The organism is Streptomyces sp. NPDC007863, from assembly GCF_040633895.1.
In the GTDB taxonomy this organism is placed as follows: Bacteria; Actinomycetota; Actinomycetes; order Streptomycetales; family Streptomycetaceae; genus Streptomyces.
In genome coordinates, this window is record NZ_JBEYEI010000023.1 from 35098 (window position 1) to 58052 (window position 22955).

A 22955-nucleotide genomic window follows, 5' to 3' on the forward strand; every position below is an offset into this window, starting at 1 on the left:
AGACGGCGGACGAGTGCACCGATCACTCCCTTCCCAGGATGGTGGCGGCGGCGTCCACGCCCTCGTGGGTGCCGATGACGATGAGGGTGTCCCCGCCCGCGAGGCGGAAGCCGGGGCCGGGGGAGGGGACGGCGTCGGCGCGGCGCAGGACGGCGACGATGGACACGCCGGTCTCCGTGCGCATGCGGGTCTCGCCGAGGGTGCGGCCGTTCCAGTGGGAGGCCGAGGACAGCTCGATGCGCTCGGCCACCAGGCCCAGCTCGGTGGTGTGGAGCAGGTTCGGGCTGTGGTGGGCGGGCAGCAGCGCGTCGACGAACGCGGCGGACTCCCCGGCGGTCAGGTGCAGCGACTGCAGACAGGCGTCGGGGTCGTCGGACCGGTACACGTTGACCGTGCGGGTGCCGTCGCGGTGGGCGATCACCGACAGGTGCCGGTGTTCCCGGGTGGTGAGGTCGTACTGGACGCCGATGCCGGGAAGCGGCGTCGAGCTCATCCGTGAAGTGGGCACGGCCCGGACTCCTCGTGTCGTCGAATGGCGTGGGCGCGCGCGGCGAGGAGGCCGGTGCCCCTGTGCAGAGGCGGGAGTTCCGGGGCCGCGGCCGGAACATGCTGCCACGCCGGACGCCCTTCGCACATGGGTGCCGGCACGGATGGACAGGGGGCCCGGGCGGCGGTGACGATGGGGCGGGGACGTAGGCTTCTTCGCAGGTCAGCGCGGTCTGCGCAGTCAGTGCGGTCGGCGCGGTCGGCATGGCCGGTGCGGTCGGCGGGTGAGCGGCCACCGGGGCCGACCGGAGTCGGCGGAGTCAGGAGAGGGAGAGGGCGGGACGGTGTCACTGTACGGACGGATCTTCCTCCTCAACGCGGCCGTCCTCGTCCTCGCCGCGGGACTCCTCCTGGGACCCGTCACCGTCTCCACCCCGGTCCTCCTCGGCGAGGCGATCGTCGTGGTCGGCGGCCTCGTCCTGATGCTCGTCCTCAACGCGGTGCTGCTGCGCGTGGGCCTCGCCCCGCTCGGCCGGCTCGGCCGCGCCATGGGCGCGGCCGACCTCCTCAAGCCGGGCACCAGGGCCGAGGTCACCGGACGCGGCGAGATCGCCGACCTGACCGCCGCCTTCAACGCCATGCTGGACCGGCTGGAGGCCGAGCGGGCCACCAGCAGCGCCCGGGTCCTCACCGCGCAGGAGGCGGAGCGCCAGCGGATCGCCCGCGAGCTCCACGACGAGGTGGGCCAGACCCTCACCGCCGTCCTCCTCCAGCTCAAACACACCGCCGACCACGCTCCGGCGGACCTCCGCGAGGACCTGCGTCAGGCACAGGAGACCACCCGCGCCGGACTGGAGGAGATCCGCCGGATCGCCCGCCGGCTGCGGCCCGGGGTCCTGGAGGAACTGGGCCTGCACAGCGCCCTCCGCTCCCTCGCCGGCGAACTCTCCACACCGGGCCTCCGGGTGACCACCCAGCTCGCGCCCGCCCCAAGGCCCCTCGACCCGGCCACGGAACTCGTCGTCTACCGGGTGGCCCAGGAGAGCCTCACCAACGCGGCCCGCCACGCCGCCGCCGGCCTCGTCGAACTGCGTCTCGGCCCGTCCCCGCACGGCGGCACCCGCCTCCTCGTCCGCGACGACGGCCGGGGCACGGCCGGCGCCGAGGAGGGCGCAGGGATCGGCGGCATGCGCGAGCGCGCGCTGCTCGTCGGCGCCGAGCTGAGGGTGGGACCGGGGGAGGACGGCGGTACGGAGGTACGCCTCGACCTGCCGGAGCGGCGGACGGCGGAACCGGTCGCGGAACCGGTCCCGGAACCGGTCCCGGCGGCGGCACGCGCGCGTGGGGAGGTGGTCGGGCCCGCGGCCGGTCCTGTGGCCGTGCCTGTGCCTGCGGCGGTGCCCGGTCCTGCGGCGGTGCCCGGTCCCGGTCCTGGGCCTGTGCCCGGATCCGGCGGTGAGCCCGTACCCCGTGCCGATTCCGTACCCCGTGCCGGTTCCGTACGGACGCCCGGAACCGATCCCGTACCCCTGCCGGCCCCGACCTCTGGACACGAGCCATGACCTCCCCCGTACGCCCGCCCGCCCGGATCCTCCTCGTCGACGACCACGCGCTGGTACGGCGCGGGGTGCGGCTCATCCTCGACGCGGAGCCGGATCTGGAGGTCGTCGCGGAGGCGGGGGACGGGGCGGAGGCGGTCGCCGCCGCGCGCGGGGACGACCGGCTGGATCTCGCCGTCCTGGACATCGCGATGCCCCGGATGACCGGGCTCCAGGCGGCGCGCGAACTCGCCCGGCTGCGGCCCGGGCTGCGGATCCTGATGCTGACCATGTACGACAACGAGGAGTACTTCTTCGAGGCGCTGAGGGCCGGCGCCAACGGGTACGTGCCGAAGTCCGTCGCCGACCGGGACCTCGTCGAGGCCTGCCGGTCGGCGCTGCGCGACGAACCCTTCATCTACCCGGGCGCGGAGACCGCGCTGATCCGCAGCTACCTCGACCGGGCGCGCTCCGGCGCCGGGCTGCCCGAGCGGCCGGTCACCGAGCGGGAGGAGGAGATCCTGAAGCTGGTGGCCGAGGGACACACCTCGAAGGAGATCGGCGATCTGCTCTTCATCAGCCCGAAGACGGTGGAGCGGCACCGCGCCAACATCCTCCAGAAGCTCGGGCTGCGCGACCGCCTCGAACTGACCCGGTACGCGATCCGGGCCGGGCTCATCGAACCCTGACCTCCCGCTACCCGCCTGCTGCCTGCTGCGGGGCGTCCAGGCCCGTCTTGCCGCGCCGCGTGGCCATCAGGAGCTTCTGGAGCTCGCGGGCGGCGCGCGGCGGGGCGACGTCGCTGCGGTGGGCGAGGGCGATCGTGCGGCGCAGACCGGGCCGGGCGAGCGCGGTGACGCGCAGGTCGCGGCCGGCCCGGGAGGCGACCATGGCGGGGACGACGGCGAGCCCGAGCCCGGCCCGTACGAAGCCGAGGACCGCGTCCAGCTCGCCGCCCTCGACGGTGAACGTCGGCTCGAATCCGGCGGCCCGGCACGCCCCGACGGTCAGCTCCCGCAGGTCGTAGCCGTGCCGGAACATGACCAGCGGCTGGTCGCGCAGGTCGGTGATCCGGACCGGCCGGCGCGGCGGTGGCGCGGAGGCCGCCGAGACCACCACGAGGTCCTCGCGCAGCAGCTCCACCGTGGTCAGCGCCGGCGACGGCGACGGCAGCGGCAGCACGACGAGCGCCAGGTCGAGGGAGCCGCGGGCCAGCTCCCGCACCAGGTCGTGCGAGCCGCCCTCCTCGATGAGCAGCTCGATCCCCGGGTGCAGGTCGTGGAAGGCGCGCAGGACGTCGGGGAGGAGGCCGGTGCAGAGGCTGGGGGTGGCGCCGAGGCGCACCCGGCCGCGCTTGAGCTGGGCGAGTTCCTGGACCTCGCGGCGGGCGGTCTCGGTGTCGGCGAGGATCCGGCGGGCCAGCGGGAGGAGGGCCTCTCCGGCGTCGGTGAGCGCGATGTTGCCGCGGGCCCGGCTGAACAGTTCCGCGCCCAGTTCCTGCTCCAGCGCCTTGATCTGCTGGGAGAGGGAGGGCTGCGACACGTGGACGCGTTCGGCGGCCCGGGTGAAGTGGCGGGTCTCGGCGACGGCCACGAAGTAGAGGAGCTGCTGGAACTGCATGAAGCCCAGCCTAGGGCACACGCATAGCTACAGCCTATGGATATCAGCCGGACCATGTCTTGGACCTCTCGGGTCCTTCGGCCCTAGCGTCGAAGGCATGGCTCTGGCACCCAGCAAGGACACGGCGACCCCGAAGGACACGGGGTCCGCGAAGGGCTCGGCGTCCGCGAAGGGCTCGGCGTCCGCCCGCGAGGCGGCCCCGGCCCGACCGCCGTCCCGCACCCCCACCCGCGGCTTCTGGTCGTCGACCATCGGCAAGAAGACCGTGATGGCCGCGAGCGGCCTCGTCATGCTCGCCTACCTCGTCGCACACGTGGCCGGAAACCTCAAGGTCTTCTTCGGCCCCGAGGAGTTCAACGGCTACGCCCACTGGCTGCGGGTGATGGGCGCCCCGGTCCTGCACCACGAGTGGGGACTGTGGCTCGCCCGGATCGTGCTCCTCGCCGCCGTCGGCGCGCACGCCGTCTCCGCGTACCAGCTCAGCCGCCGCGACATCAAGGCACGTCCCACCCGGTACGCCCACCGGCGCAAGGGCTCCTCGTACGCCACCCGCACCATGCGCTGGGGCGGGATCATCCTCGCCCTCTTCATCGTCTGGCACGTCCTCGACCTCACCACCGGGACCGTCCACCCCGGCGGCTTCGAGGAGGGCAGGCCCTACCAGAACGTCATCGACACCTTCTCCACCTGGTACGGCAACACGATCTACATCGTCGCCATGCTCGCCGTCGGACTCCACGTCCGGCACGGCTTCTGGAGCGCCGCCCAGACCCTCGGCGTCGGCAACGCCCGGCGCGAACGCGCCCTGCGCCTCACGGCGAACCTCCTCGCGCTCGCCCTGACCGCGGGCTTCATCGCCGTCCCCGTCGGCGTCATGACCGGAGTGGTGAACTGACCATGAGCTACCTCGACTTCCGCACCGGCGAACCGATCGCCGACACCAAGGCGCCGGCCGGGCCCATCGCCGAGCGGTGGGACACCCGCCGCTTCGAGGCCAAGCTGGTCAACCCCGCCAACCGGCGCAAACACCGGATCATCGTCGTCGGCACCGGCCTCGCCGGCGGCTCCGCCGGCGCCACCCTCGCCGAACAGGGCTACCACGTCGTCCAGTTCTGCTTCCAGGACTCGCCCCGCCGCGCCCACTCCATCGCCGCCCAGGGCGGCATCAACGCCGCGAAGAACTACCGCAACGACGGCGACTCCGTCCACCGCCTCTTCTACGACACCGTCAAGGGCGGCGACTTCCGCGCCCGCGAGTCCAACGTCCACCGGCTCGCGCAGATCTCCGTCGAGATCATCGACCAGTGCGTCGCCCAGGGCGTCCCCTTCGCCCGCGAGTACGGCGGACTCCTCGACACCCGCTCCTTCGGCGGCGTCCAGGTCTCCCGCACCTTCTACGCCCGCGGCCAGACCGGCCAGCAGCTCCTCCTCGGCGCCTACCAGGCGCTGTCCCGGCAGATCGCCGCCGGGAACGTCGAGATGCACGCCCGTACCGAGATGCTCGACCTGATCGTCGTCGACGGCCGGGCCCGCGGCATCGTCGCCCGCGACCTGATCACGGGCGAGATCTCCACCCACTACGCCGACGCCGTCGTCCTCGCCAGCGGCGGCTACGGCAACGTCTTCTACCTGTCGACGAACGCGATGAACTCCAACGCCACCGCCGTCTGGCGGGCCCACCGGCGCGGCGCGTACTTCGCCAACCCCTGCTTCACCCAGATCCACCCCACCTGCATCCCGCGCACCGGCGACCACCAGTCGAAGCTGACCCTGATGAGCGAGTCGCTCCGCAACGACGGCCGCATCTGGGTGCCGAAGGCCAAGGGCGACACCCGCCCCGCCGCCGAGATCCCCGAGGACGAGCGCGACTACTACCTGGAGCGGATCTACCCCTCCTTCGGCAACCTCGTCCCCCGCGACATCGCCTCCCGCGCCGCCAAGAACGTCTGCGACGAGGGCAGGGGAGTGGGCCCCGGCGGCCAGGGCGTCTACCTGGACTTCGCCGACGCCATCGCCCGGATGGGCCGCAAGGCCGTCGAGGCCAAGTACGGCAACCTCTTCGACATGTACGAGCGGATCACGGCGGAGAACCCGTACGAGGTCCCCATGCGGATCTACCCGGCCGTCCACTACACGATGGGCGGACTGTGGGTCGACTACGACCTCCAGACCACCGTCCCCGGCCTCTTCGCCGTCGGCGAGGCCAACTTCTCCGACCACGGGGCCAACCGGCTCGGCGCCTCCGCCCTCATGCAGGGCCTCGCCGACGGCTACTTCGTCCTGCCGGCCACCATCAACGACTACCTCGCCCGCCACCCGCACGCCGAGCCCGTCACCGACGAACACCCGGCCGTCCGCGAGGTCCTGGCCGAGACCGAGGACCGGCTCAACCTCCTCCTCTCCGTCGACGGCGACCGCACCCCCGACTCCTTCCACCGCGAACTCGGCGAGATCATGTGGGAGTTCTGCGGCATGGCCCGCACCGAGGAGGGACTGCGCACCGCGCTCCGCCGGGTCCCCGAGATCCGCGAGGAGTTCTGGCGCCGCATCAAGGTCCCCGGCACCGGCGCCGAGCTCAACCAGTCGCTGGAGAAGGCCAACCGGATCGTCGACTACCTCGAACTCGCCGAGCTGATGTGCCTCGACGCCCTGAACCGCGCCGAGTCCTGCGGCGGCCACTTCCGCGAGGAGTCCCAGACCCCGGACGGCGAAGCCGCCCGCCGCGACGAGGAGTTCGCGTACGCCGCCGCCTGGGAGTTCACCGGCGGCGCCCCTGTCCTCCACAAGGAGGACCTCGCCTTCGAGTACGTCCACCCCACCCAGCGGAGCTACGCATGAAGCTCAACCTGCGCGTCTGGCGCCAGAAGAACCCCGGCGCCGAGGGCGCCATGGTCACCTACGAGGTGGACGGCGTCTCCCCCGACATGTCGTTCCTGGAGATGCTCGACACCCTCAACGAGGACCTCATCCTGCGCGGCGAGGACCCCGTCGCCTTCGACCACGACTGCCGCGAGGGCATCTGCGGCGCGTGCAGCCTCGTCATCGACGGCGACGCCCACGGCCCCGAGCGCACCACCACCTGCCAGCTCCACATGCGGTCCTTCCGCGACGGCGACACCATCGACGTCGAACCCTGGCGGGCCTCCGCCTTCCCGGTCGTCAAGGACCTCGTCGTCGACCGCACCGCCTTCGACCGGATCATCCAGGCCGGCGGCTACGTCACCGCCCCCACCGGCTCCGCCCCCGAGGCCCACGCGACCGCCGTCCCCAAGGCGGACGCCGACTTCGCCTTCGAGCACGCCGAGTGCATCGGCTGCGGCGCCTGCGTCGCCGCCTGCCCGAACGGCTCGGCGATGCTCTTCACCTCCGCCAAGATCAACCACCTGAACGTGCTGCCGCAGGGCGCCCCGGAGCGCGAGACCCGGGTCCTCGACATGGTCGCCCAGATGGACGCCGAGGGCTTCGGCGGCTGCACCCTCACCGGCGAGTGCGCCACGGCCTGCCCCAAGGGCATCCCGCTGCCCTCGATCGCGGCCATGAACAAGGAGTGGCTGCGGGCCCGGCGCAAGGTGAAGTGAGAGAACCTCGTCCTGCCGGACACGGGTGAGGCGAGAAGTCCTCGTCCCGCCGGACACGGGTGGGGCGAGAAGTCCTCGTCCCGCCGGACACGGGTGAGGTGAGAAACCTCCTCGCCACCGGGAACAAAGCGCCGGCCCGGGCCGTTCTCCCCGGGCCGACGCCATCCCGACCGAGGAGAACCTTGCCCGACGCGCACAGCACCACCCCCTCCGCCGACGTCCACACCAGCCCCTTCCCGCTGCCCCCGCTCGCCGCCCAGGCCGAGCGGCTCATCGAGCTCGGGGTGCCCGCCCGCACCGGCGTCGACGCCGGCGAGCTGCGGGCCTACGCCGAGAAGGCCGCCGCCGACGCCCCGGCCGGCTCCCTGCTGGCCGTCCACCCGGACGCCGCGCCCGCCTCTGCCCTCGCCCCGCTGCTCCGCCTCGCGGACAAGCCCGGATTCGTCGTGGTCGACATGGAGGACGTGGACGCCTTCGCCCCGCAGGGCGTGGAGCTCCCCGACGGCCCCTTCTACCTGGTCCACGACCTGGACCGGGGCGACCACATGGGCAACTGGTCGCCCGAGGAGGCCCTTCCGGCCCTCACCGGCGCCGGGCGCACCCCGCTGCTCCTCACCGAGGGCATCCACTGGCTGCTCCAGCGGCCCGAGGTCCTGGAGCGCAACAAGTGCTTCATGACCATCGGTTCGCGCCTGCGCAAGCCCAACGGCTCCTTCGACGCCCGCACTCCGGCCATCTGGATCAGCAACGGCACCGGACGCGACGGCAAGGAGCGCAAGGGCGCACCCAAGGTCGGCTGGTGCTGGTGGAACAACCGCCACACCTGGCTCGGCTTCGGCTCCACCACCGGACGGAACGGCTAGGCGGTTCCGCCGGGGATCCCCAGGGCCCGGGCCAGATAGGGCGCGGTGCGGCTGTCCGCCGTACGCGCCACCCGGGCCGGGGGCCCCTCGGCGACGATCCGGCCGCCCGCGTCGCCGCCGCCCGGGCCGAGGTCGATCACCCAGTCAGCGCCGGCGGCCACGTCCATGTCGTGCTCGACGACGACCACCGTGTGGCCACCGTCCACGAGCCCCCGCAACTGCCGCACCAGCACCTCGACATCGGCCGGGTGCAGCCCGGTGGTCGGCTCGTCGAGGACGTACAGGGTGTGGGCGCGCCGCAGGCGCTGGAGCTCGGTGGCGAGCTTGATGCGCTGTGCCTCGCCGCCGGAGAGTTCGGTGGCGGGCTGACCGAGCCGCAGATAGCCGAGGCCGACGTCGAGGAGGGTGGTCAGGCTCCGGGCCGCCGCCGGGACCTCCGCGAAGAAGGCGGCCGCCGACTCCACGGTCAGGTCCAGGACTTCGGCGATCGTCAGACCGCGCAGCCGTACCTGGAGGGTCTCCGGGTTGTAGCGGGCGCCGTGGCAGTCGGGGCAGGGCGCGTACGTGCTCGGCAGGAACAGCAGCTCCACCGAGACGAACCCCTCGCCCTGGCAGGTCTCGCAGCGGCCGCCCCGCACGTTGAACGAGAAGCGTCCGACCTTGTAACCGCGGGCCCTGGCCTCCTCGGTCTCCGCGAACAGTTTGCGCACCACGTCGAAGAGGCCGGTGTACGTGGCCAGGTTGGAGCGCGGGGTGCGGCCGATCGGCCGCTGATCGACCGTCACCGTCCGTCCGCTGCCTTCGGTCTCCTCGGCGAGCGCCGCGACGAGGGTGGACTTCCCGGAGCCCGAGACGCCGGTGACGGCGGTGAGGGCGCCCCGGGGGAAGGCGGCGTCCACTCCGCGCAGGTTGTGCCGGGTGACGGGGCCGGTGCGCAGCCACCGACCGGGGGCGAGCGCGGGCCGCTCGGGCACGGGGGGCCGGTCGAAGAGGAAGCGGCGGGTGGCCGACTCCGCGACGTGCGCGAGGAGTTCGGGCGGTCCGCTGTGCAGGACCCGGCCGCCGTGTTCCCCGGCGCGCGGGCCGACGTCGACGAGCCAGTCGGCGTGCCGGACCACGTCCAGGTGGTGTTCGACGACGAAGACCGTGTTGCCGGCCGCCTTCAGCCGGTCGAGGACCACGAGGAGGGCCTCGGTGTCGGCCGGGTGCAGTCCGGCGGACGGTTCGTCGAGCACGTAGACGACGCCGAAGAGTCCGGCGCGGAGCTGGGTGGCGAGCCGCAGCCGCTGGAGCTCCCCGCTGGAGAGGGTGGGGGTGGTGCGGTCCAGGGAGAGGTAGCCGAGGCCGAGTTCGGTGACGGTGGCGATCCGGGCGAGCAGGTCGTCGGCGAGGACACGGGCGGTCTCCGGGCCGCCGGGCGTGGCGGTGGGGCCGGTGGGTGTGGTGGCCCGCGCGGCCGGCGCGGCGGCCGGGGTCAGCACCTCCGCCAGGGCGGTCAGCGGCAGCGCCGCCAGCTCGGCGATGGTCCGGCCGGCGAAGGTGACGGCCAGCGCCTCGGGGCGCAGCCGGCTCCCGCCGCACACCGGGCACGGCGCGCTGGTGAGGAAGCGTTCCGCCTTGGCCCGCAGCGCCGGGCTCTTCGACTCGGCGTAGGTGCGCAGGACGAGCCGGCGGGCGCCGGTGTACGTGCCCTGGTACGGACGCTGGATCCGGCCCGCCTCACGGACCGGGTGGACCGTGACGACCGGCTGCTCGTCGGTGAAGAGGATCCACTCCCGGTCCTTCGGGTCCAGCTCGCGCCACGGCCGGTCGACGTCGTACCCGAGGGTGTCGAGGACGTCGCGCAGGTTCTTCCCCTGCCAGGCGCCGGGCCAGGACGCGACGGCGCCCTCCCGGATCGACAGGCCCGGGTCGGGGACCAGGAGTTCCTCGCTGGTCTCGTGGATCCGGCCGAGGCCGTGGCAGGACGGGCAGGCGCCCGCGGCCGTGTTGGGGGAGAAGGCGTCGGAGTCGAGCCGGGGCGCCCCCGCCGGGTAGTCGCCGGCGCGGGAGTAGAGCATCCGCAGAGAGTTCGACAGGGTGGTGACCGTGCCGACGGAGGAGCGCGCGCTCGGCGCGGCGCGCCGCTGTTCCAGGGAGACCGCCGGGGGCAGGCCGGTGATCTCCCCGACCTTCGGGGCGCCCACCTGGTGGATGAGCCGGCGGGCGTACGGCGCCACGGACTCGAAGTAGCGGCGCTGCGCCTCCGCGTAGACGGTCCCGAAGGCGAGCGAGGACTTCCCGGAGCCGGAGACGCCGGTGAAGACGGTGAGGGTGTCGCGGGGGATGTCGACGTCCACGGCCTGGAGATTGTGTTCGCGGGCGCCGCGGACACGGACGTAGGGGTCGTGAGCGGAGACTGGATCCAGCATTCGGAGATTTTATCCAATATCCGTTTCTCGGCCGGTATCCGTCCCTCGGCCGCTCCAGGGCGTCAGCCCCGCCGCCCGGGCCAGCCCCCGGTACGAGGCGAGCAGCGCCTCCCGGTCGTACGTGCTCGTCGTCACCAGGATCTCGTCCGCCCCGGTCTCCCGCACGGCGTCCGCGAGCCCCTCGGCCACCTGCGGCTCCGTGCCGTACAGATGGCCGGCGAGCCCCTCCTCGTACAGACCGCGCTGGCGGTCCGTCATCGGCAGCCGCTCGATCCGCTCCGGCGGCGCGAGCGGCGGGAAGTCGCCCCGGGTGCGGGAGTACGCCATGCCCCACGCCTCCGGGACGAGCAGCCGGCGCGCCTCCGCCTCGGTCGGGGCGACCGCGATCGTGCCGGAGACGACCACGTACGGCTCCGGGGCCCATGCCGAGGGCCGGAAGGCGGCCCGGTACGCCTCCACGGCGGCCAGCAGCCGGGAGCGGTGGCGCAGGTCCCCGACGACCAGCGGCAGCCCCGCCTCCGCCGCGATCCGGGCGCCCGCGCCGGTCGCCAGCACGAACGGCGGGACCCGCAGCCCCTCCGCCGGGCGGGCGTGGACGCCGGGATGGGCCGTCTGGGTGCCGGTGAACCAGCCCAGCAGCTCCTCGATCCGCTCCGGGAAGGACTCCGCCTCGTCCTTCTCGTGGCCGAGGGCGCGCCGGACCCCGTCGGTGAAGCCCAGCGAGCGGCCGAGGCCCATGTCGATCCGGTCAGGGAAGAGCGAGGCCAGGACGCCGAACTGTTCGGCCACCACCATGGGCCGGTGATTGGGCAGCATCACCCCTCCGGTGCCCACCCGGATGGCCGTGGTGGCGGCGGCGACGGCCGCGGCGAGCACGGTCGGCGCGGAACCGGCGACGCCGGGCACGCCGTGGTGCTCGGAGACCCAGAAGCGGTGGTAGCCGAGCGCCTCGACCTCGCGGGCGAGCCGCACGGTGTCGCGCAGGGCCTGGGACGGCGACTCGCCCTCCCGTGTGCGGGAGCGGTCGAGGACCGAGAGGCGGAGGCCCGGGGGCAGAGTGCTCATGAGGGTTCCAACGCGCGCGTGCCGCCGGTGTTCCCGGCGGCCGCCCCGCCGCGCGACGGTTGTCGGTCCCGGCTCCTAGGCTGGACGCGTGACAGGAGACTCCCGGCCGCTGGCCGTCTTCGACCTCGACGGCACACTGGCCGACACGGCCCACCGGCAGCACTTCCTGGAGCGCAGGCCGCGGGACTGGGACGCCTTCTTCGGGGCGGCTCCGGACGACCCGCCGCTGGTGGAGGGCGTGGTGCTGTGCCGGTCGGCGGCCGAGGAGTGCCAGGTGGTGTACCTGACCGGGCGTCCGGAGCGCTGCCGGCGGGACACCCTGGAGTGGCTGGCCGCGCAGGGCCTGCCCGAGGGGCCGCTGCACATGCGGCGTCACCGCGACTTCCGGCCGGCGCGGGTCACCAAGGTGGAGATCCTGCGGCGGCTCGCCGCCGGCCGGGAGGTGCGGATGCTCGTCGACGACGACGGGCTCGTCTGCGACGCCGCGGAGGCGGCCGGCTTCCCGGTCGTCCGCGCCCACTGGGCGACCCCCTCCGAGGCGCTGAGGGAGGCCCAGGAGCGCGAGGGCAGGACCTGACCCCGGCCGCGGAGGGCCGCGCAGCCCGCCGGCCCGACCCGCGTCAGGCGTTCTCGTCCAGCCGGAAGCCGACCTTCAGGCCGACCTGGTAGTGCTCGATCCGCCCGTCGACCAGGTGCCCGCGGACCTGCGTGACCTCGAACCAGTCGAGGCCGCGGAGCGTCTGCGAGGCGCGGTCGATGCCGTTGCGGATGGCCTGGTCGACGCCCTCGGTGGAGGTGCCGACGATCTCGGTGACGCGGTAGGTGTGGTTCGACATGGGGGCCGGATCCTCTCGGTGCCCGCGAGTGGGACCACTCCACCGTGCCCCAGCGCGCGGCACCCCGCGACACGACACGGGGGCGGTCCCGCCCCCTTCGCCCGTACCCGTGGGTAACCGTTCCGAATGCCCGCCCGATCCGGGAACGAGATGGTCAAGGACTTGACCACCTCGGTTGGTCCAGACCAGAATCCTGGCCACATACCCGCGCGAACATCCCGTTCGGTCCCCCCACACGTCGGGTCAGCCGCCCATGTCGCACCACCGTGTGCTGAACCGAAGGTGACCTCCGTGAAGAACCGCTTCCTCGCATGCCCGCTGGCTGCCGCCACCGCACTCGCCCTCGCGGGCTGCGGGCTGTTGCCGGGCTCCGGGGGCGAGACCCGGACGGTCGACATATGGCTCATGCGGGACAGCGTCAGCGAGGACTTCCTGAACCGCTTCACCGAGGCGTACGAGGACGAGCACGACGACGTCGAACTCAACGTCACCATCCAGGACTGGACCGGCATCGGCAAGAAGGTCACCGAGGCCATCAAGGGCGGCGGCGGACCGGACCTCATCGAGGTCGGCAACACCCAGGTCGCCCAGTACGCCGACACCGACCGGCTCTTCGACCTCACCCTGGAGTCCGTCCGCGACCTCGGCAGCGAGGACTGGCTGCCCGGCCTCGCCGAACCCGGCAGCGTCGGCGGCTCCCAGTACGGCATCCCCTGGTACGCCGCGAACCGCATCGTCATCTACAACAAGGACCTCTTCGCCCAGGCCGGCGTCACGGAACCGCCCGCCACGCGCGCGGAGTGGCTCGACGCCACCGAGAAGCTGAACCGCCAGGGCTCCCAGGGCATCTACCTGGCCGGCCAGGACTGGTACACCCTCGCCGGCTTCATCTGGGACGAGGGCGGCGAGCTGGCCGTCGACGAGGGCGGCGTGTGGAGCGGCACGCTCGACAGCCCCGAGGCCCTGCGCGGCATGGAGTTCTACAAGGACCTCCAGTCCCTCGGCGCGGGCCCGAAGAACGCCGACGAGCAGAACCCGCCGCAGGCCGAGGTCTTCGCCCGCGGCGACGTCGCCCAGATCGTCGCCGTACCCAGCGCCGTCTCCGCCATCCTCAAGGCCAACCCCGGCCTCAAGGACAAGCTCGGCTACTTCCCCGTCCCCGGCAAGAAGGCCGGCACCCCCGGCGCCGTCTTCACCGGCGGCTCCGACCTGATCATCCCGGAGAACGCCCCCGACCGCACCGCCGCCCTCGACGTCGTCAAGGCGCTGGCCGGGGAGAAGTGGCAGACCGAACTCGCCCGCGCCATGGGCTACGTGCCCAACAAGAAGGGCCTCGCCTCCGTCGTCTCCGGGCAGGAGGCCACCGCGGCCATGGCCGCCGGCGCCGCCAACGGACGCGCCACCCCCAACTCCCCGCAGTGGGCGAGCGTCGAGGGCGACAACCCCATCAAGCCCTTCATGACCGCCGTCCTGGAAGGCGAGGACGCCAGGAAGGCGGCCCGCAAGGCGTCGGAGGCCATCACGGAGACCCTGGCCGAGTAGGCCGAGTAGGGCCAGCAGGGCCAAGCCGGGCGAGTGGGTCGGGTGGCCGAGGGGGCCGGGAACGGTGGCGGCGGGACCGTCGGCCAGGGGGAGGTGGCCGGCCGCTCCGGCCGGACGGCGAGCCGCCCTGCCCCGGCCTGGAGGCCAGGGGCCAGGCCGGGCGGCCGGGCGTGGCGCCCCCGGGCACGGGCGCCGCGGAGCATTCAGCCTTCCCACACCCGCGATCCCCCGGGCGGTCATGTCGAATCCAGGCTGCGGCGGAAGAAACGAGGGGCCGGGCCGCACCGCTCGCGGACCGGCGCCGCCCCTTCACCTTCCGTATCCCGGAGGAGACCGCCATGACCGCCCTCTCGCACGTGCTCGCCGACGCCACCGCCCCCGCCGTCCCCGTGCCCGCGGGCATCCAGCCCGCCGTGGCGCTGCCCGCGCAGCCCGGACGGGCCGGCGGCCCCGAACCCGAACCGCGCTACCTGGTGGGACTCGCCCGCGACCAGGACGACGTCCGCGCCGCCCAGCGCCTGCGCCACCTGGTCTTCGCCGGCGAGATGGGCGCCCGCCTCGACGGACCGGAGCCCGGCCTCGACACCGACGCCTTCGACGCCTACTGCGACCACCTCCTGGTCCGCGAGGAGTCCACCGGCGAGGTCGTCGGCACCTACCGGATCCTGCCGCCCGAGCGGGCCGCCGTCGCCGGCCGCCTCTACTCCGAGTCCGAGTTCGACCTCGCCCGGCTCGCGCCGATCCGGCACGACCTCGTCGAGGTCGGCCGCTCCTGCGTCCACCCCGCCCACCGCAACGGCGCCGTCATCGCCCTCATCTGGGCCGGCCTCGCCCGCTACATGACCGACACCGGCCACGAGTGGCTCGCCGGCTGCTGCTCTGTCCCGCTCGCCGACGGCGGCGCGCTCGCCGCGGCCACCTGGGACACCGTCAAGGCGAAGCACCTCGCCCCCGAGGAGTACTGGGTCACCCCGCACAAGCTGTGGAACTCCGACGGCGTCCGCCGCCCCGAGGGCCGCACCGAACTGCCCCCGCTGCTGCGCGGCTACATCCGGCTGGGCGCCTGGGTCTGCGGGGCCCCGGCCCACGATCCCGACTTCGGCGTCGCCGACCTGTACGTGCTGCTCTCGCTGCGCCGGACCAACCCGCGCTACCTGCGCCACTTCCTCTCGCTCGTCCCGGCCTCGTGAACGCCGCGGTCCCGGTCCCCTCGCCGTGGCTCCCCACGGCGCCCTGCACCCCGGGCCGCCGCTGCGCGGCCCACCCGGACCCCTTACCGGCGGCCCGGAATGCCTTCCGGACCGCGCCCGCGGCGCTCGCCGGCGCCCGCCTCGCGGCGGGCCTCGCGACCGTCCTCCTCGGCGTGCTCCTGCTGCCCGTGGCGGGCCCGCTGCCCGCCGCCGCGCGGTACGCCCTGGTGCGGTTCTGGACGCGGGCGGTCGTCCGGGCCTTCGGGGTCCGGCTGACCGTCACCGGCGCCCTCCCGGGCGCCGGCCGGTCCGCGCTCGTGGTCGCCAACCACGTCTCCTGGCTCGACATACCCGTCGTCGCCGCCGTCCTGCCCGGCCGGATGATCGCCAAGCGGGAGGTGCGCGGCTGGCCGGTGCTCGGCCCGCTCGCCGCCCTGGGCGGCACGCTCTTCATCGACCGCGACGGGCTGCGCCGGCTGCCCGGGACGGTGCGCGAGGTCGCCGGGGTGCTGGCCGGGGGCGGCCGGGTGACGGTCTTCCCGGAGGGCTCCACGTGGTGCGGGCGGGACGGCGGACGGTTCCGTCCGGCGCTCTTCCAGGCCGCTGTGGATACGGGATCCGATATACAACCGGTACGCATCGCCTATCGGCCCGAAGGGGCGGCGGCGTATGTGGGGGAGGACCCGCTGGGCGCGTCGCTGTGGCGGGTCGCGCGGACGCCGGGACTCACCGTGGAGATCCGGATACTGGATCCGATATCCGCAATCCAGTATCCAGACCGTCGGCTTCTCGCCTCCGCGGCCCAGCGGGCCGTCCTGCCGGCTTCCTACCGGGCCGTCGCCAGCGACAGCGCGAAGCGGCCCTCCGCGTCCGTCCACCAGCGCGTCAGCTCGAACCCGGCCTCGGCCAGCTCCGCCCGCACGCCCTCCTGACGGAACTTCGCCGACACCTCGGTCCGCAGCTCCTCGCCCTTCTCGAACTCGACCATCAGGTCGAGCTCGGGGATCTTCACGGTCAGCGCGTGCCGGGCGCGCAGCCGCATCTCGATCCACTCGCGCTCCCGGTCCCACCGGGCCACGTGGTCGAAGTCGTCCGGATTCGCGTCGGCGCCCAGCTCACGGTCGAGCACGGCCAGCACGTTCTTGTTGAACTCCGCCGTCACCCCGGCCGCGTCGTCGTACGCGGCCACCAGGGTCGACTCGTCCTTCACCAGGTCCGTGCCGAGCAGGAAGCCGTCACCCGGCGCCGTCATCTCCCGGACCGAGCGCAGGAACGTCCGCCGCTCCTCCGGCAGCAGATTGCCGATCGTCCCGCCCAGGAAGGCCACGAGCCGCGGCCCCGGCGTCTCCGGCAGCACGACGCTCCGGGTGAAGTCGGCGATCAGCGCGTGCACGTGCAGCCCGGGACGTTCGGCGAGCAGCGCCTCCGCCGCCCCGGTCAGCGCCGACTCGCTGACGTCCACCGGCACGTACGCGGCAAGGCCCGGCAGCAGCGCGTCGATCAGGAACCGGGTCTTCTCCGAGGAACCGGAGCCCAGCTCCACGAGCGTCCCGGCCCCGGTCGCCGCCGCGATCTCCGGCGCCCGGTCCATCAGGATCTCCCGCTCCGCCCGCGTCGGGTAGTACTCGGGCAGCCGGGTGATCTCCTCGAACAGCTCACTGCCCCGCGCGTCGTAGAACCACTTGGGCGGCAGCTCCTTGGGCGTGCGGGTCAGCCCGTGCAGCACATCGGCGCGCAGATCCGCGGCGGCCGCGTCCGGGGCGAGGGTGCGGGTCAGCTGGAACGTGCTCACGCGGTGAACTCCTTGAGCGGAATGAGGGTGACGTCGGAAGGGCGGGCGGTGACGAGCGTCTGCTCGGGCACCTCCTGCCACAGCGGATCGTCGTCGTAAGGTTCGGAGGCCACGACCACCCGGCCGGGGCCCGACAGGTACCACAGGCTGTTGCCCCAGGCCGTGGCGGCGATCTGTTCGCCGTCGGTGAGCAGCAGGTTGAGCCGCGCGTCGGGGGCCGCCTCGGCGGCCGCGGTCACCGTCTCGGCGAGCGCGTCGCCGGGACTCCGGCCCGCCCGGAGCCGGTGCAGCACCAGTGCCCACAGCAGCGCCGCGTCGGTCCGCGCCTCCAGTTCGAGCAGCTCTGCCGCCGGCAGCGTCGACGCCAGCGGCGTCAGCGTCCCCGGCCAGCCCGGCACCGCGCCGTTGTGGCTGAACAGCCACGGCCCCGAGGCGAGCGGCGCGGCCGCCGCCTCGCCGTCGGCGCCGGGCAGCGTCGCTCCCCGGACCGCGCCGAGGAACGCCCCGCTGCGTACGACCCGGGCGAGGTCCGCGAAGGACAGGTCGCCCCAGATGGGCCCCGTGCGCCGGTACCGCGCCGGGACCGGGTCCCCGTCCGCGTACCAGCCGACGCCGAAGCCGTCCGCGTTCACCACGCCGCTGCTCTGCGTCCGAGGCGCCCAGGCCTGGCGGAGCAGCGCGTGCGGCGGCCGGACGATCAGGTCGCCGAGCGCCACCGGCTCGCCCAGATAGGCGAGATGACGGCACATCAGTCCGTCTCCGCGGAGCGGGCCGTGCGGAAGCCGGCGAAGATCTGCCGCCGCACCGGATAGTCCCAGTTGCGGAAGGTGCCCCGGCAGGCCACCGCGTCCACGGCGAACGAACCGCCGCGCAGCACCTTGTGCTCGGGCCCGAAGAACACCTCCGAGTACTCCTTGTACGGGAACGCCCGGAAGCCCGGGTACGGCAGGAAGTCGCTCGCCGTCCACTCCCAGACGTCACCGATCAGCTGCCGCACCCCGAGCGGCGAGGCGCCCGCCGGGTAGCTCCCCGCCCGGGCCGGCCGCAGATGCCGCTGGCCCAGGTTGGCGTGGTCCGGGCCCGGGTCGGCGTCGCCCCACGGATAGCGGTGCGAGCGGCCGGTCACCGGGTCGTGCCGGGCCGCCTTCTCCCACTCCGCCTCCGTCGGCAGCCGCCGCCCCGCCCACCGGGCGTACGCGTCCGCCTCGTACCAGCTCACGTGGACCACGGGCTCGTCCTCCGGCACCGGTTCCGTCACGCCGAACCGGCGGCGCAGCCACTGGCCGCCCTCCTGCCGCCAGAACAGCGGGGCCACGATGCCGTGTTCACGGATCTGCGCCCAGCCCTCCGGGTGCCACCACCGGCGTTCGGTGTAGCCGCCGTCCGCCATGAAGGCCAGGTAGGCGCCGTTGGTGACCGGCACCGTGTCGATGTGGAAGGCGGCCACGGTGCGGACGTGCGCAGGACGCTCGTTGTCCAGCGCCCACGGCTCGTCCGACGTTCCCATCGTGAACGGGCCGGCGGGTATCAGGACTTCGGGAGGGAGCGGCCCCGAGGGGTGGACCGGGGGCGGCGGTGCGCTCAGCGCGGCCGGCCCCTTCCTCAGCTGATGGGTGATCAGCATGGTCTCGTCGTGCTGCTGTTCGTGCTGGGCGATCATCCCGAAGGCGAACCCCTCGTCCAGCAGCGGACGTCCGTCGGGGCGCACCTCGGTCAGGACGTCGAGGACGCGGGTCCGTACGTCGGAGGCGTACGCCCGGGCCTCGGCCGGCCCGAGGAGCGGCAGCGACGGCCGCTCCGACCGGGGGTGCGCGAAGGCGTCGTACAGCGGGTCGATCTCGGGCCGCAGGGCGTCCCGTCCCGCCACCTCCCGCCACAGCCACTGCTCTTCCTGGTTCCCGATGTGCGCCAGGTCCCAGACGAGGGGGGACATCAACGGAGAGTGCTGGGCGGTGAGTTCGCCGTCGTCCACGCTGTCCGTGAGCAGCGCGGTGCGCTCCCGGGCGGTCGTCAGCGCCTCCAGCGCCCGCTCCCGCAGCGCTTCCGGCCCGAGCTTCCCGCCCGTGGCCGGGCCCGTCTCCGTGCCCGTCGTCGTGCCGGTCGTCGTGTTCGTGTCGGCCGTGCTGGTCATGACGTCACCACCTGGAGCTCGTCTGCGGGGCAGCCCCCGGGGTCCACATACCGTTCCCGGAAGGCGTCGACGGCCTTCCGTACCTGCTCGCTCGCGCCGATCCGGTGGAGGGCGGGCCGGACCGCGGCGAAGACCTCGACCGCCACCGCGTGCAGCAGCGGATCGGCGAGGCCGTCCCTGGCGGCCCGCAGCCAGAGCGGGTTGCGGGGCGCGGGTTCCGTCCCGGCGAGCTCTGCCAGCGGCCGTACCGCCCGGTACACCGCCTCGGAGGCCGTCACGTCCTCGAAGGCCGCGGCCGTCACCGCCACCGGCACCATCCAGCCGTCCGGGCCGGGCTGCGCGTCGATCATCCGCAGCTCCAGATGCCCGCGCGGCCGGACCGGCGGGAAGAGCGTCGTCAGGTGGTAGCGCAGGTCGTCGGCGTCGGCCGGCCGGGGCTTCCCGGTCCGCAGCCACTCCCGGAAGGTCAGTCCTTCCGGCACCAGCCACGGGCCGTCGTCCTCCGCCCGCACACAGAGCACCGGCGTGTCCAGGACGTGCGCGGCCCACGCCTCGCGCGGGTCGCCGTCCGCCGGCGGGGCCAGCGCCCGCGTCGGGTCCAGATCCGTCCACAGCGCCTGCCGGGTGGAGCGCCAGCCGGTCTGACGGCCGCCGTGCAGCGGGGAGTTGGCGAAGACCGCCACGAGGACCGCGCCGAAGAGGTGCGCCAGTTCCCAGCGGCGCAGATAGCCGAGCGGACCCGGATCCTCGTGTCCGGCGTCGAGGCAGACCTGCACCGAGGCCGACTCGCACATCATCGCCCGGCCCGAGGGTCCCGTCCGGCCCAGTGCGAGCTCCATAGCGTCGTACCGGGGCTCGCGCAGCACCCGCTCGCGGGGTGCGTGCCAGGGGTCGACCCCGTATCCGCTCAGCGTCAGACCGAGCGGTCCGAGCGCCGCGCGCACCGCCGACAGGTCGGAGGCGAGGGAGTCCATGCATTCCATGAGAGAACCGGCAGGGAGCGAGCTGAGCTCCAGCTGCCCGCCGGGTTCGAAGGTGAGCGACGACACCAGGGGCAAGGACCGTACGGTGTCGAGCGCGGCCGCCAGACGGTGCGGACGCACCGGTTCACGCGGGTCGCGCAGATCGTGGACGAGCCACTCCAGCTCCGCCCCCACGGTCCGGGGCGGGCCGGTCTTGAAACAGATACAGCGCAGCAGGTCCTCTGCCGCCTCCTCGGTGAGGGGCGGGCCGCTGCGCGGAGTGACGCCGGGCGCCATCCGTGCACCTCCAAGTGCTGGTCGCGGAGCCGTTCGGCTAGCCGCTGCCTTCCACCTAAGGCCACGGTCGGGCGGCGTGCAAGAGCGCGTCGGCGCCCCTGAGTGCGCCCTCCGCGCCCCTTGAGGGGCGCTGCGGCGGAGAGTCGAGAAGGACTCAAGAATTACCCGAGCAAGACTCAAGCAAGACTCAAGCGGGATTCGAGTGGGATTCGAGCGAGATTCAAGAGTGGTTCGAGTGAGATTCGAGAGTGACTCAAGAGAGACCAGACGAAGACCGGACGATGATTCGAGGATGACCCGGACGGATACCGAGCGTGCTCCGGAGGGGCGCCGAGGGTGAGCGTGGAAAACCGTTTGTCGCGAACCCGCCGAAACGATCATCCTCGGGACATGAGTGCACGACTGCGCGAGATCGCGCGGCAGACCGAGGCGATCGTCGCCGCGGCTTCCTACACCGCCCCCGACGGGCGGACCGTCTCCCTCCACGAGGACCTCTCCGCCGCCCTGGCCGGAACCCGGCTGTACGGGCCCGAGCCGGTCCCCGTCACCCCCGCCACCGGCCGCGCCGGCCGCATCGAGGTCACCGGCGAGAGCAGCCTCGCCGCCGCCCGCCGGATGACCGCCGCCGAACCGGCCGGGCCGGTCGCCGTCCTGAACTTCGCCTCCGCCCGCAACCCCGGCGGCGGCTACCTCAACGGGGCCCAGGCCCAGGAGGAGGCCCTGTGCCGCTCCTCCGCCCTCCACGCCACGCTGCTCCGCGCCCCCGCCTACTACGAGCACCACCGGAGCGAGCGGGACGCCCTGTACACCGACCGGGTGATTCACTCGCCCAGGGTCCCGGTCTTCCGTGACGACCGCGGCGCCCTGCTCGCCACCCCCTTCACCGTCGGCTTCCTGACCTCTCCCGCCCCCAACGCCGGCGTCGTCCGCCGCCAGGACCCGGCACGGGCCCATCTGGTGCCGGTGGCCCTGGCCTCCCGCGCCGAGCGGGTCCTGGAGACGGCGGTCGCCGAGGGGTACCGCCGGATCGTCCTGGGCGCGTGGGGCTGCGGAGTCTTCCGCAACGACCCGGCCGAGGTGGCCGGGGCCTTCAAGGCGCTGCTGACCGGTGACGGACGGTTCTCCGGCCACTTCGACGAGGTCGTCTTCGCGATCCTGGACCGCGCGTCGGGCACCCCGACCCTCGCCGCCTTCCATCGGATCCTGGATCCGATATCCCGATCCGCTCCGTAATGCGGTGTTCGTACCCCCGTGCGAGCCTGGAAGGAGACGGGCGCGCTGCCGAACCGCGGCGCGGCCGAGAGTCTTCGCACGTCTTCGTACGGGAGGCACGATCGTGGGCAAGAAGCAGACCCGGGTGAACAAGGGCGCCCGCACGGGTGGTCACGAACACCGCGAAACCCCGCCCGCCAAGGAGAAGAGCGGCAGCCCGGCCATGGGCGAGGCGCCGCGCTCCGTCATCGAGCAGCCCTCCCACCGCAGAGAGCGGAAGTTCGGCCACAACTGACTTCCGCGTGACAGGAAGTACCTCGCTGCTCCCGCGCCGTCGCGCGGGAGCTTCGTCGTTGCCGTCCGCGGGGGAGAGGGGCCGGCGGACGTGTCGCGGCGACGGGGACCTGACGACTTCGGTCGTCAAGGAGCCCTCGCCGGGCCCTCCATGAAGTCAGCCGTTCCGGTCCCGGTCCTTGATCACCACGACCAGCAGGGCGACTCCGCCCACTCCGATGGCCCCTCCGGCGGCGATGCCGATCCAGCCGAAGATCCGCCGGGCCAGCTCGTCGCCTTTCTTCTGCTCGTCCGCACTGGACTGGACGGCGTCGTCGCCGATGCCCCGGACGCAGACCTGCCCGTCATCCATCTCCCGGCTCCCGCACAGGGCTCGCCCCTCCGAGGCGGCCAGTCCCCAACTGACGTTCAGCAGCCAGATGCCGGCGGCCGCGATGGCCAGGGCGATCGGAATCGCACAGCCGAGCACGGGTCCTTGCCGCTGCGATCTCGATGTCATGTGCCTGACACACCCCTCGACGGCTCATTAGAATTTCATTCTAGTTCTCGCGTCATCATATCCAGCGAGCCGCATGCGCTCCGGCGGCGATCGGAGGGGCGCGTCGACGAACAGATGAACATTCCGCAACGCGACCCCCACGGCACGCCGTCCAGGGCAAGGCTGCGCCCGACGAACGAAGAGACCGGGCGAACTCGCCGACTCAGGGCCCGTGTTCGGCCCGCTGCCCGATAAGGTGCGGGCGCCGCACGAAGAAGGAGTCACGTACGGTCAGGCGGCGGGAGGCGGACGCCCCTTCGCCCCGAAGCGCCGACAGGAGCAGATGTGAACGGATGGACCGCCTACGGAGCGATGGCCGTGGGCGCGGTGATGCTCGGCGTCCACCTGGCCGACGTCCTCGCGATCCCCTACTCGATCTTCGCCGTCCTCGCCGGAACGGCTCTGGTGGTCGACGGAGGGCGACGGGTCATCGAGCTACGACGTCACCGGCATCCGCGGGGTTCGTAGGGTTCCTGGACGGCCGACCCCGGAAGGTCCCCGGTCCACGCGGCGTCGAGGAGCGTCAGGCGCGGCGGCCACCCGACGTCCGGCAGACGGAGCGCGGGCCGGGTCCGGCACGCCGGTGGCGCGTCGTACCCG

General features: G+C 73.4%; 22 protein-coding genes and 1 pseudogene. 13 read left to right on the plus strand and 10 right to left on the minus strand.

Features of this window, described 5'->3' with window-relative positions; all coding sequences use genetic code 11:
- Nucleotides 1-22 precede the first annotated feature (22 nt).
- Entirely contained in the window at nt 23-493 is a 471-nt protein-coding gene (locus tag ABZ621_RS30820; RefSeq protein ID WP_360609818.1) for a TrkA C-terminal domain-containing protein, read from the minus strand.
- A gap of 337 nt (nt 494-830) precedes the next feature.
- Here ABZ621_RS30820 and ABZ621_RS30825 point away from each other — a divergent pair.
- Both ABZ621_RS30825 and ABZ621_RS30830 read left to right on the plus strand, forming a co-directional pair.
- A pseudogene (locus ABZ621_RS30825) lies at nt 831-1760 on the plus strand (HAMP domain-containing sensor histidine kinase); the annotation flags it as partial.
- A 284-nt stretch (nt 1761-2044) separates the two neighbouring features.
- The gene (locus ABZ621_RS30830; RefSeq protein WP_360609725.1) at nt 2045-2713 is read left to right on the plus strand and encodes a response regulator transcription factor; all 669 of its coding nucleotides are present in this window, start codon (nt 2045-2047) and stop codon (nt 2711-2713) included.
- A gap of 7 nt (nt 2714-2720) precedes the next feature.
- On the opposite strand, the gene ABZ621_RS30835 is transcribed toward ABZ621_RS30830, so the two are convergent.
- Nucleotides 2721-3644 carry a LysR substrate-binding domain-containing protein gene (locus ABZ621_RS30835; protein ID WP_360609726.1) on the minus strand — a complete coding sequence of 308 codons (924 nt, stop codon included), beginning with the start codon at nt 3642-3644 and terminating at the stop codon, nt 2721-2723.
- Between the two features lie 97 nt (nt 3645-3741).
- On the opposite strand from ABZ621_RS30835, the gene ABZ621_RS30840 reads away from it, so the two are divergent.
- The 4 genes from ABZ621_RS30840 (at nt 3742) to ABZ621_RS30855 (ending at nt 8085) form a co-directional block, all read left to right on the plus strand.
- On the plus strand, nt 3742-4539 hold the full coding sequence (locus ABZ621_RS30840) for a succinate dehydrogenase (RefSeq protein WP_360609727.1): 798 nt from the start codon (nt 3742-3744) through the stop codon (nt 4537-4539).
- A 2-nt stretch (nt 4540-4541) separates the two neighbouring features.
- Nucleotides 4542-6482: a fumarate reductase/succinate dehydrogenase flavoprotein subunit gene (locus ABZ621_RS30845; protein ID WP_360609728.1), complete on the plus strand. Its 1941-nt coding sequence runs from the start codon at nt 4542-4544 to the stop codon at nt 6480-6482.
- Nucleotides 6479-7222 carry a succinate dehydrogenase/fumarate reductase iron-sulfur subunit gene (locus ABZ621_RS30850; protein WP_360609729.1) on the plus strand — a complete coding sequence of 248 codons (744 nt, stop codon included), beginning with the start codon at nt 6479-6481 and terminating at the stop codon, nt 7220-7222. The genes ABZ621_RS30845 and ABZ621_RS30850 overlap by 4 nt, the downstream gene beginning before the upstream one ends.
- Nucleotides 7223-7404: 182 nt before the next feature.
- Nucleotides 7405-8085 (plus strand): DUF5701 family protein, encoded by a 681-nt coding sequence (locus ABZ621_RS30855; RefSeq protein WP_360609730.1) that lies wholly within the window; start codon nt 7405-7407, stop codon nt 8083-8085.
- Here ABZ621_RS30855 and ABZ621_RS30860 read toward each other — a convergent pair.
- Complete coding sequence (locus tag ABZ621_RS30860; RefSeq protein WP_360609731.1) at nt 8082-10496, minus strand: excinuclease ABC subunit UvrA; 2415 nt, start codon at nt 10494-10496, stop codon at nt 8082-8084. The genes ABZ621_RS30855 and ABZ621_RS30860 overlap by 4 nt on opposite strands.
- 9 nt (nt 10497-10505) lie before the next feature.
- Nucleotides 10506-11561, minus strand: coding sequence for an LLM class flavin-dependent oxidoreductase (locus ABZ621_RS30865; protein ID WP_360609732.1), 1056 nt, complete (start codon nt 11559-11561; stop codon nt 10506-10508).
- Between the two features lie 88 nt (nt 11562-11649).
- On the opposite strand from ABZ621_RS30865, the gene ABZ621_RS30870 reads away from it, so the two are divergent.
- Nucleotides 11650-12138 (plus strand): hypothetical protein, encoded by a 489-nt coding sequence (locus ABZ621_RS30870; RefSeq protein ID WP_360609733.1) that lies wholly within the window; start codon nt 11650-11652, stop codon nt 12136-12138.
- A 43-nt stretch (nt 12139-12181) separates the two neighbouring features.
- Here ABZ621_RS30870 and ABZ621_RS30875 read toward each other — a convergent pair whose 3' ends face one another.
- The gene (locus ABZ621_RS30875; RefSeq protein ID WP_360609734.1) at nt 12182-12397 is read right to left on the minus strand and encodes a dodecin; all 216 of its coding nucleotides are present in this window, start codon (nt 12395-12397) and stop codon (nt 12182-12184) included.
- A 291-nt stretch (nt 12398-12688) separates the two neighbouring features.
- Here ABZ621_RS30875 and ABZ621_RS30880 point away from each other — a divergent pair, with 291 nt between their 5' ends.
- From ABZ621_RS30880 to ABZ621_RS30890, 3 genes are all read left to right on the plus strand, one after another.
- Nucleotides 12689-13939, plus strand: coding sequence for an extracellular solute-binding protein (locus ABZ621_RS30880; RefSeq protein ID WP_360609735.1), 1251 nt, complete (start codon nt 12689-12691; stop codon nt 13937-13939).
- 338 nt (nt 13940-14277) lie between these two features.
- Nucleotides 14278-15129: a GNAT family N-acyltransferase gene (locus ABZ621_RS30885; RefSeq protein ID WP_360609736.1), complete on the plus strand. Its 852-nt coding sequence runs from the start codon at nt 14278-14280 to the stop codon at nt 15127-15129.
- A complete protein-coding gene (locus tag ABZ621_RS30890; protein ID WP_360609737.1) occupies nt 15126-16061 on the plus strand; it encodes a lysophospholipid acyltransferase family protein in 936 nt (311 codons plus the stop codon). Before ABZ621_RS30885 ends, ABZ621_RS30890 begins: the two co-directional genes overlap by 4 nt.
- On the opposite strand, the gene egtD is transcribed toward ABZ621_RS30890, so the two are convergent.
- The 4 genes from egtD to egtA are packed head-to-tail and all read right to left on the minus strand — an operon-like array spanning nt 15956 to nt 20311.
- Nucleotides 15956-16921 carry an L-histidine N(alpha)-methyltransferase gene (gene egtD, locus ABZ621_RS30895; protein WP_360609738.1) on the minus strand — a complete coding sequence of 322 codons (966 nt, stop codon included), beginning with the start codon at nt 16919-16921 and terminating at the stop codon, nt 15956-15958. The two genes, ABZ621_RS30890 and egtD, sit on opposite strands and share 106 nt — an antisense overlap.
- Entirely contained in the window at nt 16918-17670 is a 753-nt protein-coding gene (egtC, locus tag ABZ621_RS30900) for an ergothioneine biosynthesis protein EgtC (protein ID WP_360609739.1), read from the minus strand. Before egtC ends, egtD begins: the two co-directional genes overlap by 4 nt.
- Nucleotides 17670-19052, minus strand: a complete 1383-nt coding sequence (gene egtB / locus ABZ621_RS30905) for an ergothioneine biosynthesis protein EgtB (RefSeq protein ID WP_360609740.1) — start codon at nt 19050-19052, stop codon at nt 17670-17672. Before egtB ends, egtC begins: the two co-directional genes overlap by 1 nt.
- The gene (gene egtA / locus ABZ621_RS30910; RefSeq protein ID WP_360609741.1) at nt 19049-20311 is read right to left on the minus strand and encodes an ergothioneine biosynthesis glutamate--cysteine ligase EgtA; all 1263 of its coding nucleotides are present in this window, start codon (nt 20309-20311) and stop codon (nt 19049-19051) included. The genes egtB and egtA overlap by 4 nt, the downstream gene beginning before the upstream one ends.
- 390 nt (nt 20312-20701) lie before the next feature.
- On the opposite strand from egtA, the gene ABZ621_RS30915 reads away from it, so the two are divergent.
- Together ABZ621_RS30915 and ABZ621_RS30920 are read left to right on the plus strand one after the other, a co-directional pair.
- A complete protein-coding gene (locus ABZ621_RS30915; protein WP_360609742.1) occupies nt 20702-21544 on the plus strand; it encodes a TIGR02452 family protein in 843 nt (280 codons plus the stop codon).
- A 103-nt stretch (nt 21545-21647) separates the two neighbouring features.
- Nucleotides 21648-21818 (plus strand): hypothetical protein, encoded by a 171-nt coding sequence (locus ABZ621_RS30920; protein WP_360609743.1) that lies wholly within the window; start codon nt 21648-21650, stop codon nt 21816-21818.
- A 156-nt stretch (nt 21819-21974) separates the two neighbouring features.
- On the opposite strand, the gene ABZ621_RS30925 is transcribed toward ABZ621_RS30920, so the two are convergent.
- Nucleotides 21975-22316: a hypothetical protein gene (locus ABZ621_RS30925; RefSeq protein WP_360609744.1), complete on the minus strand. Its 342-nt coding sequence runs from the start codon at nt 22314-22316 to the stop codon at nt 21975-21977.
- 324 nt (nt 22317-22640) lie between these two features.
- On the opposite strand from ABZ621_RS30925, the gene ABZ621_RS30930 reads away from it, so the two are divergent.
- Nucleotides 22641-22823 carry a hypothetical protein gene (locus ABZ621_RS30930; protein ID WP_360609745.1) on the plus strand — a complete coding sequence of 61 codons (183 nt, stop codon included), beginning with the start codon at nt 22641-22643 and terminating at the stop codon, nt 22821-22823.
- Nucleotides 22824-22955: the final 132 nt, after the last annotated feature.